Below are 18774 nucleotides of genomic sequence, written 5' to 3' on the forward strand. Positions count from 1 at the left end.
GAGGGAGGACCGATGGAGCTGTCGCTGGCGACCCGCACCGTGGGCGAGCACACGGTGCTCGAGGTCGGCGGTGAGGTGGACGTCTACACCGCACCCCGGCTACGGGAGCGGCTCCTCGAGCTGATCGACGGTGGGGCCCGCCACGTGGTGGTCGACCTGGGTCGGGTGGACTTCCTCGACTCCACCGGGCTGGGCGTGCTGGTCGGCGCGCTCAAGCGGCTGCGCGCGGCCGGCGGCTCGTTCGCCCTGGTCTGCGACAAGGAGCCGCTGCTCAAGATCTTCCGCATCACCGCCCTCGACCAGGTCTTCCCGCTGCATCCGACGGTCGACGCGGCGGTCGGCACCGACCCGGCCGGCACCGGCGTCTGATGGCCACGGTCAAGCTCTCCTTCTCGCCGGCCCCGGTGCACGTGCGCACCGCGCGCCTGGTCGGCGTGGCGGTCGCCCGGCGGGCCGGGGTCCGCGAGGAGCTGCTGGACGAGGTACGGCTGGCCATCGGCGAGGCGTGCACCCGCGCGGTCGCCCTGCACCGCCAGTACGGCGTGTCCGAGCCCGTGCTCGTGGAGATGTCCGACACGGGCGCGTACGCGGTGCGCGTCGTCGACCGCGCGCCGATCGAGGCCGGTCTCGGGCTGGCGGCGCTCAACGCCGACCAGCTCGCCAACGAGTCGCTCGACGAGGACGACCTCACCACCGGCGTGGGCTTCGCGCTGCTGGCCGGTTTCGTCGAGGACCTCCAGGTGCGCCCGGTCGACGAGGGCGTCGGCACCGAGGTGCGGATGGTCTGGCCCGTCGGCAGGTGAGCTGATCCTCCACCGCCCTCGCCGAGGGCGTCGTACGCCGTGAGAGGCCGTGTCCCGTCGGGGCGCGGCCTCCTTGGCATGGATGGGCTCCTATATCAGATTTTTCCTCATAACACAGCGACGAAGATCATCACGGCGCGGTGCCCCCTCGGTGTGACCTCCAACACTGTGGAGGGCTAGAGTACGCGAGTTGTCAGCAAGTGATCCATCCCGCGGCCAGCGGGAACGGTTGTTCATCGCTGGTCCGACCGGGGTGGAGTGGCGCGCGCTTGCGACTCCGCATCCAGGCGCCGGGTCGGTGCGTCTCCACCGGCCGGCGCGAGCGTTCGGTACAGGAGGACACAGATGTCCGACACCTTGGCCGCCGATGGCGGCGGGATCTCCCTCACCGGAAACAACGTCACGTACGTCGTCATCGCCGCGGTCATCGCGCTGGTGGCGCTCGCCTTCGCCGGCGCGCTGACGAAGGCCGTGCTGGCCGCCGGCAAGGGCACCAACAAAATGCAGGAGATCTCCGGCGCGGTCCAGGAGGGCGCCTCGGCCTACCTGCTCCGGCAGTTCCGGACCCTGGCGATCTTCGTGGTCATCGCCGTGGTGCTGCTCTTCCTGCTGCCGGTGCACGGCACCGACGGCAGCGAAATGGCGGTGAAGATCGGCCGGTCCGTCTTCTTCGTCGTGGGCGCACTGTTCAGCGCGTTCATCGGCGGCGCGGGCATGTGGCTGGCCACCCGGGCCAACCTGCGGGTCGCCGCCGCCGCCCGGGAGCGCGAAGGCGGCCGGGAGGCCGCGATGAAGATCGCCTTCCGCACCGGTGGCGTGGTCGGCTTCCTCACCGTCGGCCTCGGCCTCTTCGGCGCCGCGCTGGTCGTGCTGTTCTACCGCAGCGACGCGCCGACCGTGCTGGAGGGCTTCGGCTTCGGCGCCGCGCTGCTCGCCATGTTCATGCGGGTCGGCGGCGGCATCTTCACCAAGGCCGCCGACGTCGGCGCCGACCTGGTCGGCAAGGTCGAGCAGGGCATCCCCGAGGACGACCCGCGCAACGCCGCCACCATCGCCGACAACGTGGGCGACAACGTGGGTGACTGCGCCGGCATGGCCGCCGACCTCTTCGAGTCGTACGCGGTCACCCTGGTCGCCGCGCTGATCCTCGGCCGCGCCGCCTTCGGCGAGCAGGGCCTGGTCTTCCCGCTGATCGTCTCCACCATCGGTGTGCTCGTCGCGATCGTGGGCGTCTTCATCACCCGGCTGCGCGCCTCGGACCGCAACGGCCTGACCGCGATCAACCGGGCCTTCTACATCTCCGCGGTGCTCTCCGCGGTGCTGGTGGCGATCGCCACGTACGCGTACCTGCCGGCCACCTTCGCCGAGCTGGAGGGCGGGCTGACCGACGTCAGCGAGAACCCGCGGACGGTCGCCATCGGCGCGGTCGTCATCGGCATCGTGCTGGCGGCGGCGATCCAGGCGCTGACCGGCTACTTCACCGAGACCAACCGGCGCCCGGTGCAGGACATCGGCAAGAGCTCCCAGACGGGCGCCGCCACCGTCATCCTCGCCGGCATCAGCGTCGGCCTGGAGTCGGCGGTCTACTCGGCGCTGCTGATCGGCGCCGGCGTGTTCGGCGCGTTCCTGCTCGGCGGCAGCTCCATCACGCTCTCGCTGTTCGCCGTGGCGATGGCCGGCACCGGCCTGCTCACCACGGTCGGCGTGATCGTCGCGATGGACACCTTCGGCCCGATCTCCGACAACGCCCAGGGCGTGGCGGAGATGTCCGGTGACATCGACGAGCACGGCGCCCGGACGCTCACCGAGCTGGACGCGGTCGGCAACACCACCAAGGCGATCACCAAGGGCATCGCGATCGCCACGGCGGTGCTCGCCGCGACGGCGCTGTTCGGCTCGTACACCGACACGCTGCGCACCGCGTACGCGGACGCCGGGGTGGGCGACGTCGGTGCCGAGATCCTCAACTCGCTGAACGTGGCGAACCCGCGCAACCTGGTCGGCCTGATCATCGGCGCGGCGGTGGTGTTCCTCTTCTCCGGCCTGGCCATCAACGCGGTCTCCCGCTCGGCGGGCGCGGTCGTGATGGAGGTACGCCGGCAGTTCCGCGAGCTGCCCGGCATCATGGACGGCACCCAGCGCCCCGAGTACGGCAAGGTCGTCGACATCTGCACCCGGGACGCGCAGCGCGAGCTGATGACCCCCGGTCTGCTCGCCATCCTCGCGCCGATCGCGGTGGGCTTCGGCCTCGGGCCGGGCGCGCTGGCGGCGTACCTGGCCGGTGCGATCGGCGCCGGCACGCTGATGGCGGTCTTCCTGTCCAACTCCGGCGGCGCCTGGGACAACGCCAAGAAGCTCGTCGAGGACGGCGCGTACGGCGGCAAGGGCTCCGAGTCGCACGCCGCCACGGTCATCGGCGACACCGTCGGCGACCCGTTCAAGGACACCGCCGGCCCGGCGATCAACCCGCTGATCAAGGTGATGAACCTGGTCTCGCTGCTGATCGCGCCGGCCGTGGTGGCCTGGAGCGTGGGCGACGAGCGGAACACCGCCCTGCGGGTGGGGATCGCCGTGGCCGCGACGCTGATCATCGCCGCGGCGGTGGTGTTCAGCAAGCGCAAGGGCGTGGCCATGTCCGACGCCGACTCCGGCAGCGGCGCGGGCAGCCCGGACCAGCGGCCGGAGACGGTCAACGCCTGATCCGTCCGGCATCGGAGGTCCCCGGTCGGCCCGCGCGGCCGGCCGGGGACCGCCCGTGCCACCGGCAAACCTGTCCGGTGCCCGGACTCGACAGAGGCCGTACGCTGCAACGCATGCGCACGTGCCGGGCGGCAGCCGCCGGAAAGCTCACGGTGGTCCTGGCCACGCTCGTTCTCGTGCTGACCGGATGCGGCGGCGGTCCCAACTCCCGGGCGTGGGCGGCGTCGGTCTGCTCCGCGCTCACCCCGTGGCGGGCCGAGATCAGCAAGCTGACCAGCAGCACCGACCAGCAGATGACCGCCCAGACCACCCCGGCGCAGGCGAAGGAGAACCTGGTGCGGCTCTTCGGCGGCGCGGAGCAGGCCAGCGAGACCGCCCGACGCAAGGTCGAGGAGGCCGGCGTACCGGACGCCGAGCGCGGCGAGGAGGTCTCGGCGGGCTTCCAGGCCTCGCTGGCGAAGGTGCGCGACGCGTACGGCAGGGCCCGCGACACCATCGACGGGCTGGGCACCGGCCAGCCCACCGTCTTCTACGACGGCGTCCGGGCCGCCGTGGACACCCTGAACAAGGAGTACGACGCCAGCGCGCTCGACACCAGCCAGCTCAACTCCGAGGAGTTGAAACGCGCCTTCGACGAGGTGCCGGAGTGTCGCTGAGCGGGACCGGTGACCCGTCTGGCGGCGAAGCGCTGCCGGTGCTCTTCCCGGCCCCCACGGACCGGGTCGCGCCGGTCGCCCGCCGACCCGTACCGTCCCCGCCGGCCGACGCCGACGAGTCCGCCCGGCAGCTGACCTTCTTCGGCGCGGAGGCGGCGGACCCGTCCATCGCCGATCTCGCCGGGCTGCTGGCCGGCCCGGGCGAGGCGGTCCGGATGGGCGGCACGGCCCGGCTCTCGATCGTGGTCGACGCGGCCTGGCGGGTGCACGTCCTCGTCGCCGAGCTGGCGCTGCGCGGGGTGGCGGCCACCTGGGAGGCGACCACCGACGGGCGGCACGCGGTGCGCACCTCGTACGCCCGCACGCTGAAGCCGCTCGCGGCGGCCTGGCTGCGCGGTGCGGGCAAGCGACCGCCCGCCGGCTTCCACCTCAACGGGCGGCGGCTGCGGCTCTGGCTCGCCGCGGCGGGGGCCGCCGAGCCGTCCGGCTTCCTGCTCCGGCTCGGCGCCGCCGACGAGGAGTGCTGGGTGCCGGTCGGCGGGGCGCTCGACGCGGTCGGCCTGTCCGGGGCGCTGCTCGGGCCCGGCGAGGGCGGGCCGGCGTACCGGATCACCGGCCGGCGGCGGCTCGCCCGCCTGGCCGAGCTGGTGGGCGACCCGCCGCCCGCCGCCCCCGCGACCGACTGGCCGGCCCGCTCCTGACCGCCCGTCGGCGCCCGCCCCGTCGCGCCGGTCGGGCCTGTCCGATGGGGGACAACAAGTGCGCAATTTCGCGGAAAACGGCCGGGTAGCGCCTCGACCGAGGGTCCGCCATCGTCACAGTGTCCCGCCCGGCGGCACACGCACGGTGTACGGTGGCGCCGTCCGGCACGCCCCGCCGCCGGCGGAGAAAGAGGCCGCCCCGCCGGGACGGTTTGCCGCCCGCGAAACCCGAAACGCGGACGGCGCGTTACGTTGGACATCCGGGCCGCCGGGGGTCGGCGGGCCGAAAGTGGCCCGAACCGGGCGCCGGTGGCTGCGAGCAGGAGTGAGGTCGGGGAGAGACGTGCCGAGCAACGCTGGAACCACCCGTCTGGTCATCGTCGAGTCACCGGCGAAGGCCAAGACGATCTCGGGCTATCTCGGCCCGGGGTACGTCGTGGAGGCCAGCTTCGGCCACGTCCGGGACCTCCCGCGCAACGCCGCCGACGTGCCGGCCAAGTACAAGGGCGAGCCGTGGGCCCGGCTCGGGGTGGACGTCGACAACGGCTTCCACGCCCTCTACGTGGTCTCCGCCGACCGGAAGCAGCAGATCAGCAAGCTGATGAAGCTGGCCAAGGAGGTCGACGAGATCTTCCTGGCGACGGACGAGGACCGCGAGGGCGAGGCGATCGCCTGGCACCTGGTGGAGACGCTCAAGCCCAAGGTGCCGGTCAAGCGGATGGTCTTCCACGAGATCACCAAGCCGGCCATCCAGGCCGCGGTGGCCAACCCCCGCGAGATCGACCGGGACCTGGTCGACGCCCAGGAGGCCCGGCGCATCCTCGACCGCCTCTACGGCTACGAGGTCTCGCCCGTGCTGTGGAAGAAGGTCATGCCGAAGCTCTCGGCGGGCCGGGTGCAGTCCGTGGCGACGCGGATCGTGGTGGAGCGCGAGCGGCAGCGGATGGCCTTCCGCACGGCGGAATACTGGGACATCCTGGCCACCCTGGCCGTGGCCGACGCCGGCGAGGGCCCGCGCAACTTCAACGCCACCCTGGTCGCGCTGAACGGCGACCGGATCGCCACCGGCAAGGACTTCGAGCCGACCACCGGTCGGGTCAAGGCCGGCGCGGGCGTGGTCCACCTCGACTCCGGGGGCGCCCGGGGGCTCGCGGCCCGCCTGGAGGGCCGGCCGTTCACGGTCACCCGGGTCGAGGAGAAGCCCTACCGCCGCCGCCCGTACGCGCCGTTCATCACCTCCACCCTCCAGCAGGAGGCGGCCCGCAAGCTGCGGTTCTCGTCGCAGCAGACGATGCGCACCGCGCAGCGGCTCTACGAGAACGGCTACATCACCTACATGCGTACCGACTCGGTGAACCTGTCGGAGACCGCCATCACGGCAGCCCGCCGGCAGATCGTCGAGCTGTACGGCGAGCGCAGCGTGCCGCCGGAGCCGCGGCGCTACACCGGCAAGGTGAAGAACGCGCAGGAGGCGCACGAGGCGATCCGCCCGGCGGGGGACAACTTCCGCACCCCGGGCGACGTGGCCAAGGAGCTCTCCGCCGAGGAGTTCAAGCTCTACGAGCTGATCTGGCGGCGCACCATCGCCTCGCAGATGACCGACGCCGTCGGCTCCAGCGTCTCGGTGCGCATCCGCGCCGTCTCCTCCGCCCAGGAGGAGGCCGACTTCGGCGCCACCGGCAAGACCATCACCGACCCGGGCTTCCTGCGGGCGTACGTCGAGTCGAGCGACGACGAGAACGCCGAGGCCGAGGACGCCGAGCGTCGCCTGCCCAACCTCGTCAAGGGCCAGCCGCTCACCGCCGACGAGCTGGCCGCGCAGGGCCACCACACGCAGCCGCCGTCGCGCTACACCGAGGCGTCGCTGGTGAAGGCCCTGGAGGAGCTGGGCATCGGCCGCCCGTCGACGTACGCGTCGATCATGCAGACGATCCAGGACCGCGGTTACGTGACCAAGCGCGGCCAGGCGATGATCCCGACCTTCCTGGCCTTCGCCGTGATCGGCCTGCTGGAGCGGCACTACCCGCGCCTGATCGACTACGACTTCACCGCCAGCATGGAGAACGAGCTGGACGAGATCGCCGGCGGTGACCACGCCGCCGTCGACTTCCTCACGGCGTTCTACTTCGGCGGTGCCAACGGCGCCGGCGATCGGGACATCGCCCGCTCGGGCGGGCTGAAGAAGCTGGTCACCGAGAACCTCAACGAGATCGACGCGCGCAGCGTCAACTCCATCCCGCTGTTCACCGACGACGAGGGCCGCGAGGTCGTCGTGCGGGTCGGCCGTTACGGGCCGTACCTCCAGCGGGCGGTGCCGGGCGAGCAGCAGGCGCCGGCCGCCGAGGGCGAGGAGGGCGGCGGTCAGGGCGACCGGGCCCCGATCCCGGAGGGGCTGGCGCCGGACGAGCTGACCCCGGAGAAGGTGCACGAGCTGTTCCTCGGCGGCGGGGGTGAGCGCAAGCTCGGCGACGACCCGGCCACCGGCGAGCCGATCCTGCTCAAGTCGGGCCGCTTCGGCCCGTACGTGGCCAGTGGCGAGCGCAAGTCGTCGCTGCTGCGCTCGCAGTCGCCGGACTCGCTGACCTTCGACGAGGCGCTGAAGCTGCTCAGCCTGCCCCGGCTGGTCGGGGTGGCCCCGGACGGCGCCGAGGTCCTGGCGAACAACGGCCGCTACGGCCCGTACGTCAAGCAGGGTGACGAGTTCCGTTCGCTGGACTCCGAAGAGAAGATGTTCACCGTCACGCTGGACGAGGCGCTGGCCCTGCTGGCCGCCCCGAAGGCCCGCCAGCGCCGGGCCGCCGCGCCGCCGCTGCGGGAGATGGGCGTCGACCCGCTGACCGAGAAGCCGCTGGTCATCAAGGACGGCCGGTTCGGCCCGTACGTCACCGACGGCGAGACGAACGCGTCGCTGCGGCGCGGCCAGACGCCGGAGGCGCTGAGCATCGAGGAGGCCTCCGAGATGCTCGCCGAGAAGCGGGCGAAGGGGCCGGCGCCGAAGAAGGCCGCCGCGAAGAAGACCGCCGCCAAGAAGGCGCCGGCCAAGAAGGCGACGGCGGCGAAGAAGACGGCTGCGGCGACCAAGTCGACGGCGGCGAAGAAGACCACCACGGCCAAGGCCACCACCGCCAGGAAGACCCCGGCGAAGAAGGCGGCCCCCCGAAAGGCCACCACCAGCACCGACTGACCACCCGGCTCGCTCGCCGGCTGGCCTCGCAGGAGATCTTGGTACGGGCGCGCCCCTCGGAGGGCGTGTTCGTACCAAGATCCGGCGCAGATGGTCAGGACCAGCCCGTCCAACCGGCGGCGCGCAGAGCTGCTCGGACCTGGGCGAGGACCGTCCGAGGGTCGTTGCGTACCGCCCAGGCGGGGAAGCGGAGCACCCGGTCGCCGTCGACCCACAGGTCGTTCTGCCGGCGCATGTCCGTCCAGGCGGTGGCGGGGTCGAGGTGCTGCCCGCCGTCGATCTCCACGTGCACCCGCCACTGTCCGAACCACACGTCGAGATAGCGGCGGCGCCCGTTGGCATCGCGTCGGACGACCTGCCGGGAGGGCTCGGGCAGCCCCGCTCCTCCGACCAGGTCGAGGAAGTCCAGCTCGGCCAGGGAATGGGCGCCTCCGGCGGCGTCCGCGGCGGTCTGTCGGATCAGGTTTCGGCGCCGGATCCGGGGCATGGCGTCCAGGATCAGGTGCAGGTCGTCGCCGCCGACGAGGCGTTGCTGGAAACCGGCGGCGATGACCGCCCGGGCCTGCTCGTCGGTCGCCGCCCACTGCGCCGCGTCGACCAGCGACCGGGCAGGCATGGTGCGGGGCGGCTGCCCGACGCGCAGCACGTCCTCCTCGCCGAGCAGGGTGGTCCGGTGCAGGCGTACGCCGGGTGGCAGGGCGCGGCTCTGGTGCGCGGCCGGCAGGAGCACGTCCACGATCCGGCTGTCGTGACCGCGTAGACCCCAGGCCTGGGCCGCCGTGAGTCCGCCGAGCATCGCGGCCGGCCCGGCGGCGAGCACGGCGATCCACCGATGCTGGGCGGGACCGACCGGACCGTTGTGCGCGACGAAGACGGCGCGGTGCACCTGACGCCAACGACGGGTGGCGACCCGGTGCCGGATCGCCTTCGACGACAGATGGCGCCGGGCCTGGTCGAGGCTGATCACGTCTTCCTGATGGAACAGCAACCAGGTCAGCTCGTCGGCGTCGTCACCCGGCAACGCCCGCCGTAGCCCTGCCAGTGAACTCGACGACCTCGCCACACCCGCACTCTGCCCACCCGGTGTCGCTCGTGTCCGCCCCTGTGGACGGCGGACAGATCTTGGTACGAACGCGCCCTCCGAGGGGCGCGCCCGTACCAAGATCGCGCCGCTCGCTCTCGCGAGCGGCGAGCGAGCGGGGTGAGGGTCAGCCGAGGGTTCGGGTGAGGTGGGGGTTGGTGAAGAGGTGGTGCGGGTCCAGGCGGGCGCGGAGCGCCTGGAAGTCCGCCCAGCGGGGGTAGGCCGTCGCGAGCGACTCCGCGTCGCGCCAGTGCAGCTTGCCCCAGTGGGGCCGGCCGCCGAGGCTCGCGGCGACCTGCTCGAAGGCCCGGAAGTACGGCTCGTACGGCATGCCGACGTACTGGTGGACGGCCACGTACGCCGACTCGCGCCCGTAGCCGTGGGAGAGCCAGATGTCGTCGGCGGCGGTGAAGCGCACCTCGACCGGGAAGAGCACCTTGAACGGCAGCCCGTCGACGATCCGCCGCAGCGCGTCGAGCGCCTCGGGCAGGGCGTCGCGCGGCAGGGCGTACTCCATCTCCACGAAGCGGACCCGGCGCGGGCTGCAGAAGACCTGGTCGGAGCGGCCGGTGTAGCGGCGCTCGGTGAGCGCGCGGGCGGAGACGGCGCTGATGCCGGGGGCGAGCGCCGGCACGGCGCGGCCGAGCCGGCAGGCCCCGGCGAAGACGGTGTTGGACAGGAACTCGTCGTCCAGCCAGTTGCGCCACCGGGGCAGTGGCCGGTCGTCGTCGGCCACCCGGTCGTTGGCCTTGACCTGCACGCGGGTGGTGTACGGGAACCAGTAGAACTCGACGTGGTCGTGCCGGTCGATCAGCGCGGGCAGCTCGTCGAGCACGGCTGCCAGCGGCGCCGGCCGCTCGTGGGCGTGCAGCACGAAGGCGTCCACGCAGCGCAGGGTCACCTCGACGAGCACCCCGAGCGCGCCCAGCGACACCCGGGCGGCGGCGAAGACGTCGGGGTGCTCGTCGGCGGAGCAGCGCAGCACCTCCCCGGTGCCGGTGACGAGGGTGAGCGCCTCGACGAACGTCGACAGGCAGCCGTACGCGGCGCCGGTGCCGTGGGTGCCGGTGGAGATCGCGCCGGCGATCGTCTGTGCGTCGATGTCGCCCAGGTTGGGTAGGGCGAGGCCGTGTGCGGTGAGGAGTTCGTTGAGTGCGCGCAGGGTGATCCCGGCCGGTACGGTGACCAGTCGGCGGTCGGTGTCGACGCGTACCCCGGTGTCCAGGTCGGTCAGTTCCATGCGTCGTCCGTCGGTGACGGCGACGCCGGTGAAGGAGTGGCCGCTGCCCACCGCCCGGATCCGGTCCCCGGCGGTCGCGGCGGCGCGGACGGCCTCGGTGACGTCGGCGAGGGAGGCGGGGCGCAGGATGGTGGTGGCGGTGGCGCGTTGGTTGCCGGCCCAGTTGGACCAGCCTGCCAGGGTGGGCGGTGGGGTACCGGCCATGCGCACTCCTTGACATGAATGTGAACTGACTTCATATCAGCAACGTTGTCGCAGGTAAATACCGCAATCGAGGTTTGCTCGTTGTACCGGTAGTCACGAACCCGTGACGTGCAGATATGTTCATCCGTCGAAGGGGGGTGGCGAGTGTCCACACCAGCCGCCACAGCCGGGCCGCTGCGCCGCGTACCGGTGCAGGGTCGAAGTGTCGCACGGGTCCAGCGGATGCTGGACGCCTGTGCCGAACTCGTCGACGAGGTGGGGTACGAGGGTCTGACCACGACCCTGCTCGCCGAGCGTGCCGAGGTGGCGATCGGGTCGGTCTACCAGTTCTTCCCGGACAAGCGGGCGATCGTGCAGGCGCTGACCCTGCGCACGATGGAGTCCTACCTCCAGCGGCTCGACGAGCGGTTCGCCTCCGACGACCTGACCCACTGGTGGGACGGGGTCGACGCGGGCATCGACGAGTACATCACGATGCACCGCACCGTTCCGGGCTTCCGTACCCTGCACTTCGGCGACGTGGTCGACCTGCACCTGCTCGACGAGCAGCGGGACAACAACGGCGTGATCGCGGACCAGTTGGCCCGTGTGCTCGCCGAGCGCTTCGGGCTCGACGTCCCCGACCTCCGGTTCCACCTGGAGATCGCCGTGGAGGCGGCCGACGCGCTGATCAAGTTGGCGTTCCGCCGGCTGCCCGAGGGCGACGACCGCGTCCTGGTCGAGGCGAAGGCGCTGATCCGGGAGTACCTGCACCGCCAGGTCGACGCCCCGGCCGACGCCAACCAGTCCGGCTGACCGGGGCCGCGCCGGCACCCGGACCGGGCGAGGCCGGCCCGGGGTGCGCCGGGCGCGTGGATCAGAGGAAGGCGTGGCCCTCGCCCCGGTAGGTGGGCACGGTGGCCACGACCGCATCCCCCTCGACCAGGTGCAACTCGTTCACGTGCTCGCACAGCTCGCCGGCCTTCGCGTGCCGGAACCAGACCCGGTCGCCGACCCGCAGCGCGCCGGCCGCCGCGCCGGCCAGCGGGGTCTGCACCTCCCCGGCCCCCTCGGTGCCGATCAGCTTGAGGCCCGCCGGCAGCCACGGCCGGGGCAGCCGGCTGTCCTCGGCCGGGCCGGAGGCGATCCAGCCGCCGCCGAGCACGGTGGCCAGGCCGGGCCCCGGGCGGCGGACCACCGCGCAGGCGAAGGCCGCCGCCGGGGTGGGGCGCCAGGCGCGGTACGCGTCGAACAGCGTCGGCCCGTACAGGCCCGATCCCGCGGTGACCTCGGTGACCGCGGGGTCGGCGCTGGTCGCGGCCACGCTGCCGGTGCCGCCGCCGTTGACGAACTCCAGGTCGGCGTGTTCGCGTACGGCGGCCACCGCCGCGCCCCGGCGGGCCAGCAGTTCGCGGTACGACCGGCGCTGGGCCAGCCGGATCGCGGAGCCGAGCAGCGCCCGCCCGGGCGGCGCGTCGCCGAGGCCGGCGATCTGTGCCTCGTACGCCATCAGCCCGACCAGCCGGAAGCCGGCCCGGCCCGCGACGGTGGCGGCGAGCGCGCCGGCGGCCTGGGCACTGTGCACCGGCGAGCGGCGCACCCCGACGTGCACCCGCCCGCCCAGCGGTCGCCAGGAGGCGTCCAGGTCGAGGCAGACCCGCAGCTCGGGGCGGCGCCCGGGCGGGCACACGGCGTCGACGAGGTCGAGCTGGTCGGTGCCGTCGATCATCAGCGTGACGGCCGTGGCGAGCACCGGGTCGGCGGCGAGCGCGGCGAGCGCCCCCCGGTCGGCCGTGGGGTACGCCACCAGCGCGTCGTCGGTCACGCCGGCGCGGACCAGCCAGAGCGCCTCGGGCAGGGTGAAGGCCATCACGCCCCGCCAGCCGGGACGCCCCAGCGCCCGGCCGATCAGGTCCCGGGCGCGGACCGACTTGCTGGCGATCCGGACCGGCTTGCCGGCGGCCCGTTCTGCCAGCGCGGCGGCGTTGCCGTCGAAGGCCGCGAGGTCCACGACGGCGTACGGCGGGTCGAGGTGCGCGGTCGCCCGGTCAAGGCGGTCACGAAGTTTGTCGCTTTCGATGGCCACGTGTGCACGCTAACTGTCTGGGAGGCAATGCGAAATACCCTCGCGTCTGTCCGGGCTGCGGGCGGTGGTCGCGGCGGCCTAGGCTCGGCGAACAGGAGAATGTCGCGGCGGGGTGGGTCCCCGCCGGGTCTAGAGTGTTCCACCGGGACTGCCCAGCGATGGGCCGGCACGTGGAGGTACGGCCATCGAAAGCCAGTTCAACGGCGAGTCGCCCGGCGTGTCGTCGTCCTCGACCAAGCCCGGCGGCGCCGAGAAGCCCGGCCCGGACCACTCCGGCTACGCCGCCATCCGCTCGGTGCTGCGGATCACCCCGTTCCGCCGGCTCTGGATCGTGCTCGGCGCGGCCTCCTTCGGCGACTGGTTCGGCCTGCTCGCCACCAGCGTCTTCGCCGCCTCCCAGGTCGAGGGCAGCACCGCCCAGGGCGCCGCGTTCGGTGGCGTGATCGCCATCCGGCTGCTGCCGGCGCTGGTGCTCGGCCCGGTCGCCGGCGTGTTCGCCGACCGGTTCGACCGGCGCTGGACCATGGTCATCTGCGACGTGCTGCGCTTCCTGCTCTTCGCCTCGATCCCGCTGGTCGCGCTGCTCGGGGCGAGCGGGCCGGTCGTGGTCGGCTGGGCGGCGATCGCCACCTTCCTGATCGAGTCGATCACGCTGCTGTGGATCCCGGCCAAGGAGGCCGCGGTCCCCAACCTGATCCCGCGCGCCCGGCTGGAGGCCGCCAACCAGCTCACGCTGATCACCACGTACGGCCTCACCCCCATCCTCGCCGCGCTGATCCTCGCCGCGCTCGACGGCATCGTGCGGGGGGCCACCGGGGGCTCGACGCCGGACTGGGCCGCGCCGGCCGACCTGGCGCTCTGGTTCAACGCGTTCTCCCGGCTGGCCACCGCGCTGGTGGTGGCGTACGGCATCAAGGAGATCAGCCAGGGGCAGTCCGCCGAGACGGACCGCACCGAGCAGAGCATGATGCGCCAGTTCAAGGAGGGCTGGCGCTACATCGGGCAGACCCCGCTGGTCCGCGGCCTGGTGCTCGGCATCTTCGGCGCGTTCGCCGGCGGCGGCATCGTGATCGGCACCGCCAAGTTCTTCGCCACCTCGCTCGGCGCCGGTGACGCCGCCTTCTACCTGCTCTTCGGCGCCATCTTCGTCGGCCTCGCGCTCGGCATCGGGCTCGGCCCGATGATCGTCAAGGAGATGTCCCGGCGGCGCTGGTTCGGCATGAGCATCGTGCTGGCCAGCGCGTCGGTGATGGCCCTGGCCTTCGCCATCCACCTCTCCATGGCGATGGTCGGCGCGGTCCTGGTCGGCGCGGGCGCCGGAATGGCGTTCCTCTCCGGCACCACCCTGCTCGGCGGGGAGATCGCCGACGAGGTGCGCGGTCGGGTCTTCGCGGTGGTGCAGATCGGCACCCGGCTGGTGCTGATCCTCGCGATCGGCCTCAGCAGCCTGCTCGCCGGCGTCGGCGGCTCGCGCCGGCTGGAGTTGGCCGACCTGGGCGTGTCGATCTCGTCCACCCGACTGCTGCTGCTCGCCGCCGGCGCCGCCGGCATCTTCGCCGGGATCAGCGCGTTCGGGCAGATGGACGACAAGAAGGGCGTTCCCGTCCTGGCCGACCTCTGGGGTTCGATCCGGGGCCGCCCGCTGATGCCAGCCGAGCCGTTCGTCTCCGCCGGCCTCTTCGTGGTCTTCGAGGGCGGCGAGGGCGCCGGCAAGTCCACCCAGCTCGCCGCGCTCGCCGAGCGGCTGCGCGGGCAGGGGCGCGACGTGGTGGTGACCCGCGAGCCGGGGGCCACCGCCGTCGGCGAGCGGATCCGGTCGCTGCTGCTCGGCGCCCCCGGCTCCGACGTGCCGTCGCCACGCGCCGAGGCGCTGCTCTACGCCGCCGACCGGGCGCACCACGTGGCCACCGTCGTCCGGCCGGCGCTCATCCGGGGCGCGGTCGTGATCAGCGACCGGTACGTCGACTCGTCCCTGGCGTACCAGGGGGCGGGGCGGACCCTCCCCGTCGACGAGGTCTCCTGGCTCTCGTCGTGGGCCACCGGCGGGCTCAAGCCCGACCTGGTGGTGCTGCTCGACGTCGAACCGCACACCGGCCTGGCCCGGGTGGCGGCGCGCGCCGAGGCGGCCGACCACCTGGAGGCCGAGTCCGTCGCCTTCCACGAGCGGGTCCGCTACGCCTTCCTCGACCTCGCCGCCGCCGACCCGAAGCGCTACCTGGTGCTCGACGCGTCCCGCCCGGTCGAGGAGATCACCGGGCAGGTGGCCCGGCGGGTCGAGGAGATGTTCGGCACCCCCGGCGGCATCGTGCACCCGCGTCCCGCGCACGGGCCGGACACCTCGGTGCAGCCGGAGTTATCCGAATCGGAGCTGGTACCGATGGAGCGCCGGACCTGATGCCCGACGTCTTCGCCGACCTGGTCGGGCAGGACGAGGCGGTCGACACGCTGCGCCGGGCCGCCGCCGCGGCGTCCGCCGTGCTGCGCGCCGCCGCCCCGCCCACGACCGACGCCGCCGGGGACGGGTTCGACGCGCTCGCCGACGAGTCCGACGGCGGTCAGCCGGCCGCCGTCGACGCGGGGGCGGGGATGACGCACGCCTGGATCTTCACCGGGCCGCCCGGGTCGGGCCGGTCGGTGGCGGCGCGGGCCTTCGCCGCCGCCCTCCAGTGCGCGTACGGCACCGGCTGCGGCGGGTGCCCCGGCTGCCACACCACGATGACCGGCACCCACGCCGACGTCCGGCTGGTGGTGCCGGACGGGCTCTCCATCGGCGTCAACGAGATGCGGGCGCTGGTGCTGCGCGCCGCCAGCACCCCGTCGGGCGGGCGCTGGCAGGTGGTGGTCATCGAGGACGCCGACCGGCTCACCGAGGCGGCCGGCAACGCGCTGCTCAAGGCCATCGAGGAGCCGCCCCCGCGGACGGTCTTCCTGCTCTGCGCCCCGTCGACCCACCCGGACGACATCTCGGTGACCATCCGGTCGCGCTGCCGGGTCGTACCGCTGGTGCAGCCCGCGCCGGAGGCGGTGGCCGAGGTGCTGGCCCGCCGCGACGGTGTCGCGCCCGACGTGGCGCGCTGGGCCGCGGCGGCGGCGCAGGGGCACGTGGGACGGGCCCGCCGGCTGGCCCGCGATCCGGAGGCGCGCACGCGCCGGGAGGCGGTGCTCGCGGTGCCGCGCCGGCTGACCGGCGTGGGTGCCGCCTTCGACGCGGCGTCGGCGTTGATCGAGGCGGCCGAGGCGGAGGCCGAGGCGTCGGTGGCGGAGACCGCCGCGGCCGAGCGGGCGGCGCTGGAGACCGCGCTCGGGGCGGGGGGCACCGGGCGGGGCGCGGCCGGCGCCATCCGGGGCGCCGCCGGGCAGCTGAAGGACCTGGAGAAGCGGCAGAAGTCCCGGGCCACCCGGGCGCAGCGGGACGCGCTGGACCGGGCGCTGGTCGACCTGGCCGGCTTCTACCGCGACGCGCTCACCATGGCGCTGCGCGCCCCCGTCGCGCCGGTGCACACCGACACCGCCGCGCTGGCCGGGGCGGGCGCGCAGAAGTGGGACGCCGAGGGGGCGCTGCGCCGCCTGGAGGCGGTGCTGGAGTGCCGGGCGGCGATCGAGGCGAACGTCAAGCCCCGGATCGCCGTCGAGGCGATGATGCTCTCGCTCTGGAAGGGCTGAGCCCGCCGACCGGTCCGCGAGCCGGGCATCGAGGGCCGACCCCGCCCCCGGAGTCCCGGCGGCCGGACCGGTTGTCCACAGGCATCGACAGGCGCAATTGCTGTGCGGTACGGTCCGGTGTGCCGCCGTGACGGCGGCGGCACGCACAGTGATTTTCCTGTTCCGGGAGGGGTCCGCCGATGCCGCGGGGGGAGATCGACGAGGCCTGGATCGAGGAGGCGGTACGGCGCTACCGCCGGATCGAGTCCCTCCAGACCGAGTTCGACCAGGCGGTGTCGACCGTCGAGGTCACCGTGCGATCGCCCGACGGGCTGGTCGAGGTGGTGGTCACCGCCGGCGGGCGGATCACCGACGTGCGCTTCCTGGGCCCGCTGCACACCCGCAACCCCCGCGACGTCGCCGGCTCGGTGCAGGCGGCGGTCACCGCGGCGGCCGACGCCGCCCAGTGGGCCCGGGAGAAGCTGCACAACGAGACCTTCGCCGCCTACCGGCCGCTGGCGGGAGCCTGAGATGGAGAGCCTGCGCGCCCTCGCCGCCCGGCTCGACGAGGCGAGCGAGACCATGACCGCCGTGTCCCGCACGGTCACCGCCGGCGACCCGGCGCAGGCCGCGTTCGGCGTCGACGCCCCCGGCCGGCCCGGGGAGATCGGGCGGGCCCTGCACCGGCAGTGGACCGCCGCCACCGGCGACCGGGCCCGGGAGGCGCACGTCGCCGCCCAGCGGCTGGCCGCCGCCGCGGCGGCGGTGCGGGCCACCGCCGACCACTACGCGGACGTCGACCGCGCCGCGCGCCACCGGCTGACCGGGGAGGCGTGATGGACGCGCTGGACCGGCTCGCCGAACCCGGCCTCGACCTGCTCCGCCGGGTCGACACGCTGCTCGCCGCGGGGGCCCCCGAGGGGCACCGCGTGTGGCCGCTGCTGCGCCGGATGCAGGTGCTCCCCGGCGAGGCCGTCCGCAACTTCCTCGACCTGCATCCGGCACCGCTGGCCGCCGCCGGCCACACCGCGCGCCGCCTGATGCGGGGCTACGACGACGCCTGCGCCGCGCTGACCGACCCGGTGCTCTGGTCCGGCCCGGCCGCGTCGTCCTACGGGCAGGCCCGGACGGCCCTGCTGCGCCACCTCGACGAGGGGCCGGAGAGCCTGGTCGGCCGGCTGGAGTCGACGGCCGGCTACGCCGACGCGCTCGCCGACTGGGTGGAAGGCAGCCGGCTCGCACTGGCCCGGGCGCTCGCCGACGTCCTCCGGTGTGCCGAGGCGGTGACCGTGGTCGCCGCGACGTCGACGCCGGGCGGCGCACCGGGGCACCGGACAACTGCGGGTCCGGGCGGGAACGAGGCCGCCGAAATCGCCGCGCGGGTGCTGGCGGTGCTCTGCGTCGCGTACGACGGGGCCGAGACCCTGCTGCGCCAGTGGGCGCCGAGCCTCGCCGAGTCCCGCTGGCGGGCGCCGGCGGTCGACCGCCCCCGCTACGACACCCCCACCCGCGTCGGCTGGTGACGCACTCCGGGTGCACGCTCGGTAGCCGGGTGTCGACTGCCGGCCCGGCCGCCCCGGCCCGCGCGTCGTAGGGTGTGAGGCATGGGCATGCTCTGCGCGGTCAGCTTTCAGCGGTACGGGCGCCTCTACTACCTGGACCCGGGCGAACTGCGTCCCCAGGTCGGCGACAAGGTGCTGGTGCCGACCGACGACGGGCCCGAGGTGGCCGAGTGCGTCTGGGCGGCGCAGTGGGTCACCGAGGAGACCGAGGGCTTCCCGCGGCTGGCCGGCCTGGCGGGCGAGGACGACCTGCGTCGCGACGAGACGGTACGCCGCCGCAAGGCCGAGGCCAAGGTCGCGGCGAAGCGGCTGATCCGGGAGCACGCCCTGCCGATGAAGGTGGTGGCGATCGACCACGTGCTGGGCGCCGCCGAGGGTGGTGGCGAGCGGAGCACCATCTACTTCACGGCCCCGCACCGGGTGGACTTCCGCGCGCTGGTCCGGGACCTCGGCGCCACCCTGCACTGCCGGGTCGAGCTGCGGCAGCTCTCCGCCCGGGATTCGGCGCGGGTGCAGGGCGGCATCGGCTCCTGCGGCCGGGACCTCTGCTGTGCCACCTTCCTCACCGACTTCGAGCCGGTCACCATCCGGATGGCGAAGGACCAGGACCTGCCGCTCAACCCGCTGCGCATCTCGGGAGCGTGTGGCCGGCTGATGTGCTGCCTGAAGTACGAGCACCCGCTCTACCAGCGGTTCCAGGAGTCAGCGCCGGCGATCGGCACGCGGGTGTCGACGCCGGAGGGCGACGGCCGGGTGGTCGGCCACAGCGTCCCCCGGGACTCCGTCACGGTACGTCTCGACGCCGACGGCTCCCGCTGCTCCTGCTCCCGCGCCTCGGTCTGCGGCCCCCGCCAGGCCCACGACCAGCACTACACCCCCTAGCCGACTCTCCCTCCACACCCCACGCTCGTCGATCATGAGGTTGGCGGCGAAGTC

At 73.7% G+C, this 18774-nt stretch carries 16 protein-coding genes; 13 read left to right on the forward strand and 3 right to left on the reverse strand.

The window, feature by feature from the left end; all coding sequences use genetic code 11:
- Positions 1–12: 12 nt before the first annotated feature.
- The 6 genes from RM555_RS03785 to topA all read left to right on the forward strand — a co-directional run bounded on the left by RM555_RS03785 (position 13) and on the right by topA (position 8044).
- Entirely contained in the window at positions 13–369 is a 357-nt protein-coding gene (locus RM555_RS03785; protein WP_151453426.1) for an STAS domain-containing protein, read from the forward strand.
- On the forward strand, positions 369–803 hold the full coding sequence (locus RM555_RS03790; protein WP_151453427.1) for an ATP-binding protein: 435 nt from the start codon (positions 369–371) through the stop codon (positions 801–803). The genes RM555_RS03785 and RM555_RS03790 overlap by 1 nt, the downstream gene beginning before the upstream one ends.
- Before the next feature lie 345 nt (positions 804–1148).
- Positions 1149–3503 carry a sodium-translocating pyrophosphatase gene (locus RM555_RS03795; protein ID WP_311410466.1) on the forward strand — a complete coding sequence of 785 codons (2355 nt, stop codon included), beginning with the start codon at positions 1149–1151 and terminating at the stop codon, positions 3501–3503.
- 113 nt (positions 3504–3616) lie between these two features.
- Positions 3617–4159: a hypothetical protein gene (locus RM555_RS03800; RefSeq protein WP_311410467.1), complete on the forward strand. Its 543-nt coding sequence runs from the start codon at positions 3617–3619 to the stop codon at positions 4157–4159.
- Positions 4150–4860 (forward strand): hypothetical protein, encoded by a 711-nt coding sequence (locus RM555_RS03805; protein WP_396888668.1) that lies wholly within the window; start codon positions 4150–4152, stop codon positions 4858–4860. Before RM555_RS03800 ends, RM555_RS03805 begins: the two co-directional genes overlap by 10 nt.
- Positions 4861–5203: 343 nt before the next feature.
- Positions 5204–8044, forward strand: coding sequence for a type I DNA topoisomerase (gene topA / locus RM555_RS03810; protein ID WP_311410468.1), 2841 nt, complete (start codon positions 5204–5206; stop codon positions 8042–8044).
- Positions 8045–8138: 94 nt separating this feature from the next.
- Here topA and RM555_RS03815 read toward each other — a convergent pair whose 3' ends face one another.
- Positions 8139–9107 carry a DUF559 domain-containing protein gene (locus RM555_RS03815; RefSeq protein WP_311410469.1) on the reverse strand — a complete coding sequence of 323 codons (969 nt, stop codon included), beginning with the start codon at positions 9105–9107 and terminating at the stop codon, positions 8139–8141.
- Between the two features lie 145 nt (positions 9108–9252).
- Positions 9253–10569 (reverse strand): D-arabinono-1,4-lactone oxidase, encoded by a 1317-nt coding sequence (locus RM555_RS03820; RefSeq protein WP_311410470.1) that lies wholly within the window; start codon positions 10567–10569, stop codon positions 9253–9255.
- 222 nt (positions 10570–10791) lie between these two features.
- Here RM555_RS03820 and RM555_RS03825 point away from each other — a divergent pair, with 222 nt between their 5' ends.
- The gene (locus tag RM555_RS03825) at positions 10792–11364 is read left to right on the forward strand and encodes a TetR/AcrR family transcriptional regulator (protein WP_311410471.1); all 573 of its coding nucleotides are present in this window, start codon (positions 10792–10794) and stop codon (positions 11362–11364) included.
- Between the two features lie 61 nt (positions 11365–11425).
- Here RM555_RS03825 and RM555_RS03830 read toward each other — a convergent pair whose 3' ends face one another.
- Positions 11426–12634, reverse strand: a complete 1209-nt coding sequence (locus RM555_RS03830) for an amino acid deaminase/aldolase (RefSeq protein ID WP_311410472.1) — start codon at positions 12632–12634, stop codon at positions 11426–11428.
- Positions 12635–12965: 331 nt separating this feature from the next.
- Here RM555_RS03830 and tmk point away from each other — a divergent pair, with 331 nt between their 5' ends.
- The 6 genes from tmk to RM555_RS03860 all read left to right on the forward strand — a co-directional run bounded on the left by tmk (position 12966) and on the right by RM555_RS03860 (position 18720).
- Positions 12966–15029 (forward strand): dTMP kinase, encoded by a 2064-nt coding sequence (gene tmk / locus RM555_RS03835; RefSeq protein ID WP_396888688.1) that lies wholly within the window; start codon positions 12966–12968, stop codon positions 15027–15029.
- A complete protein-coding gene (locus tag RM555_RS03840) occupies positions 15029–16297 on the forward strand; it encodes a DNA polymerase III subunit delta' (RefSeq protein ID WP_311410473.1) in 1269 nt (422 codons plus the stop codon). The genes tmk and RM555_RS03840 overlap by 1 nt, the downstream gene beginning before the upstream one ends.
- A 179-nt stretch (positions 16298–16476) precedes the next feature.
- Positions 16477–16806, forward strand: coding sequence for a YbaB/EbfC family nucleoid-associated protein (locus RM555_RS03845; protein ID WP_121397041.1), 330 nt, complete (start codon positions 16477–16479; stop codon positions 16804–16806).
- A 1-nt stretch (position 16807) separates the two neighbouring features.
- The gene (locus tag RM555_RS03850; protein ID WP_311410474.1) at positions 16808–17113 is read left to right on the forward strand and encodes a hypothetical protein; all 306 of its coding nucleotides are present in this window, start codon (positions 16808–16810) and stop codon (positions 17111–17113) included.
- On the forward strand, positions 17113–17799 hold the full coding sequence (locus RM555_RS03855; protein ID WP_311410475.1) for a hypothetical protein: 687 nt from the start codon (positions 17113–17115) through the stop codon (positions 17797–17799). The genes RM555_RS03850 and RM555_RS03855 overlap by 1 nt, the downstream gene beginning before the upstream one ends.
- Before the next feature lie 81 nt (positions 17800–17880).
- On the forward strand, positions 17881–18720 hold the full coding sequence (locus tag RM555_RS03860; RefSeq protein WP_311410476.1) for a PSP1 domain-containing protein: 840 nt from the start codon (positions 17881–17883) through the stop codon (positions 18718–18720).
- Positions 18721–18774: the final 54 nt, after the last annotated feature.

The organism is Micromonospora reichwaldensis, from assembly GCF_031845925.1.
In the GTDB taxonomy this organism is placed as follows: Bacteria; Actinomycetota; Actinomycetes; order Mycobacteriales; family Micromonosporaceae; genus Micromonospora; species Micromonospora reichwaldensis.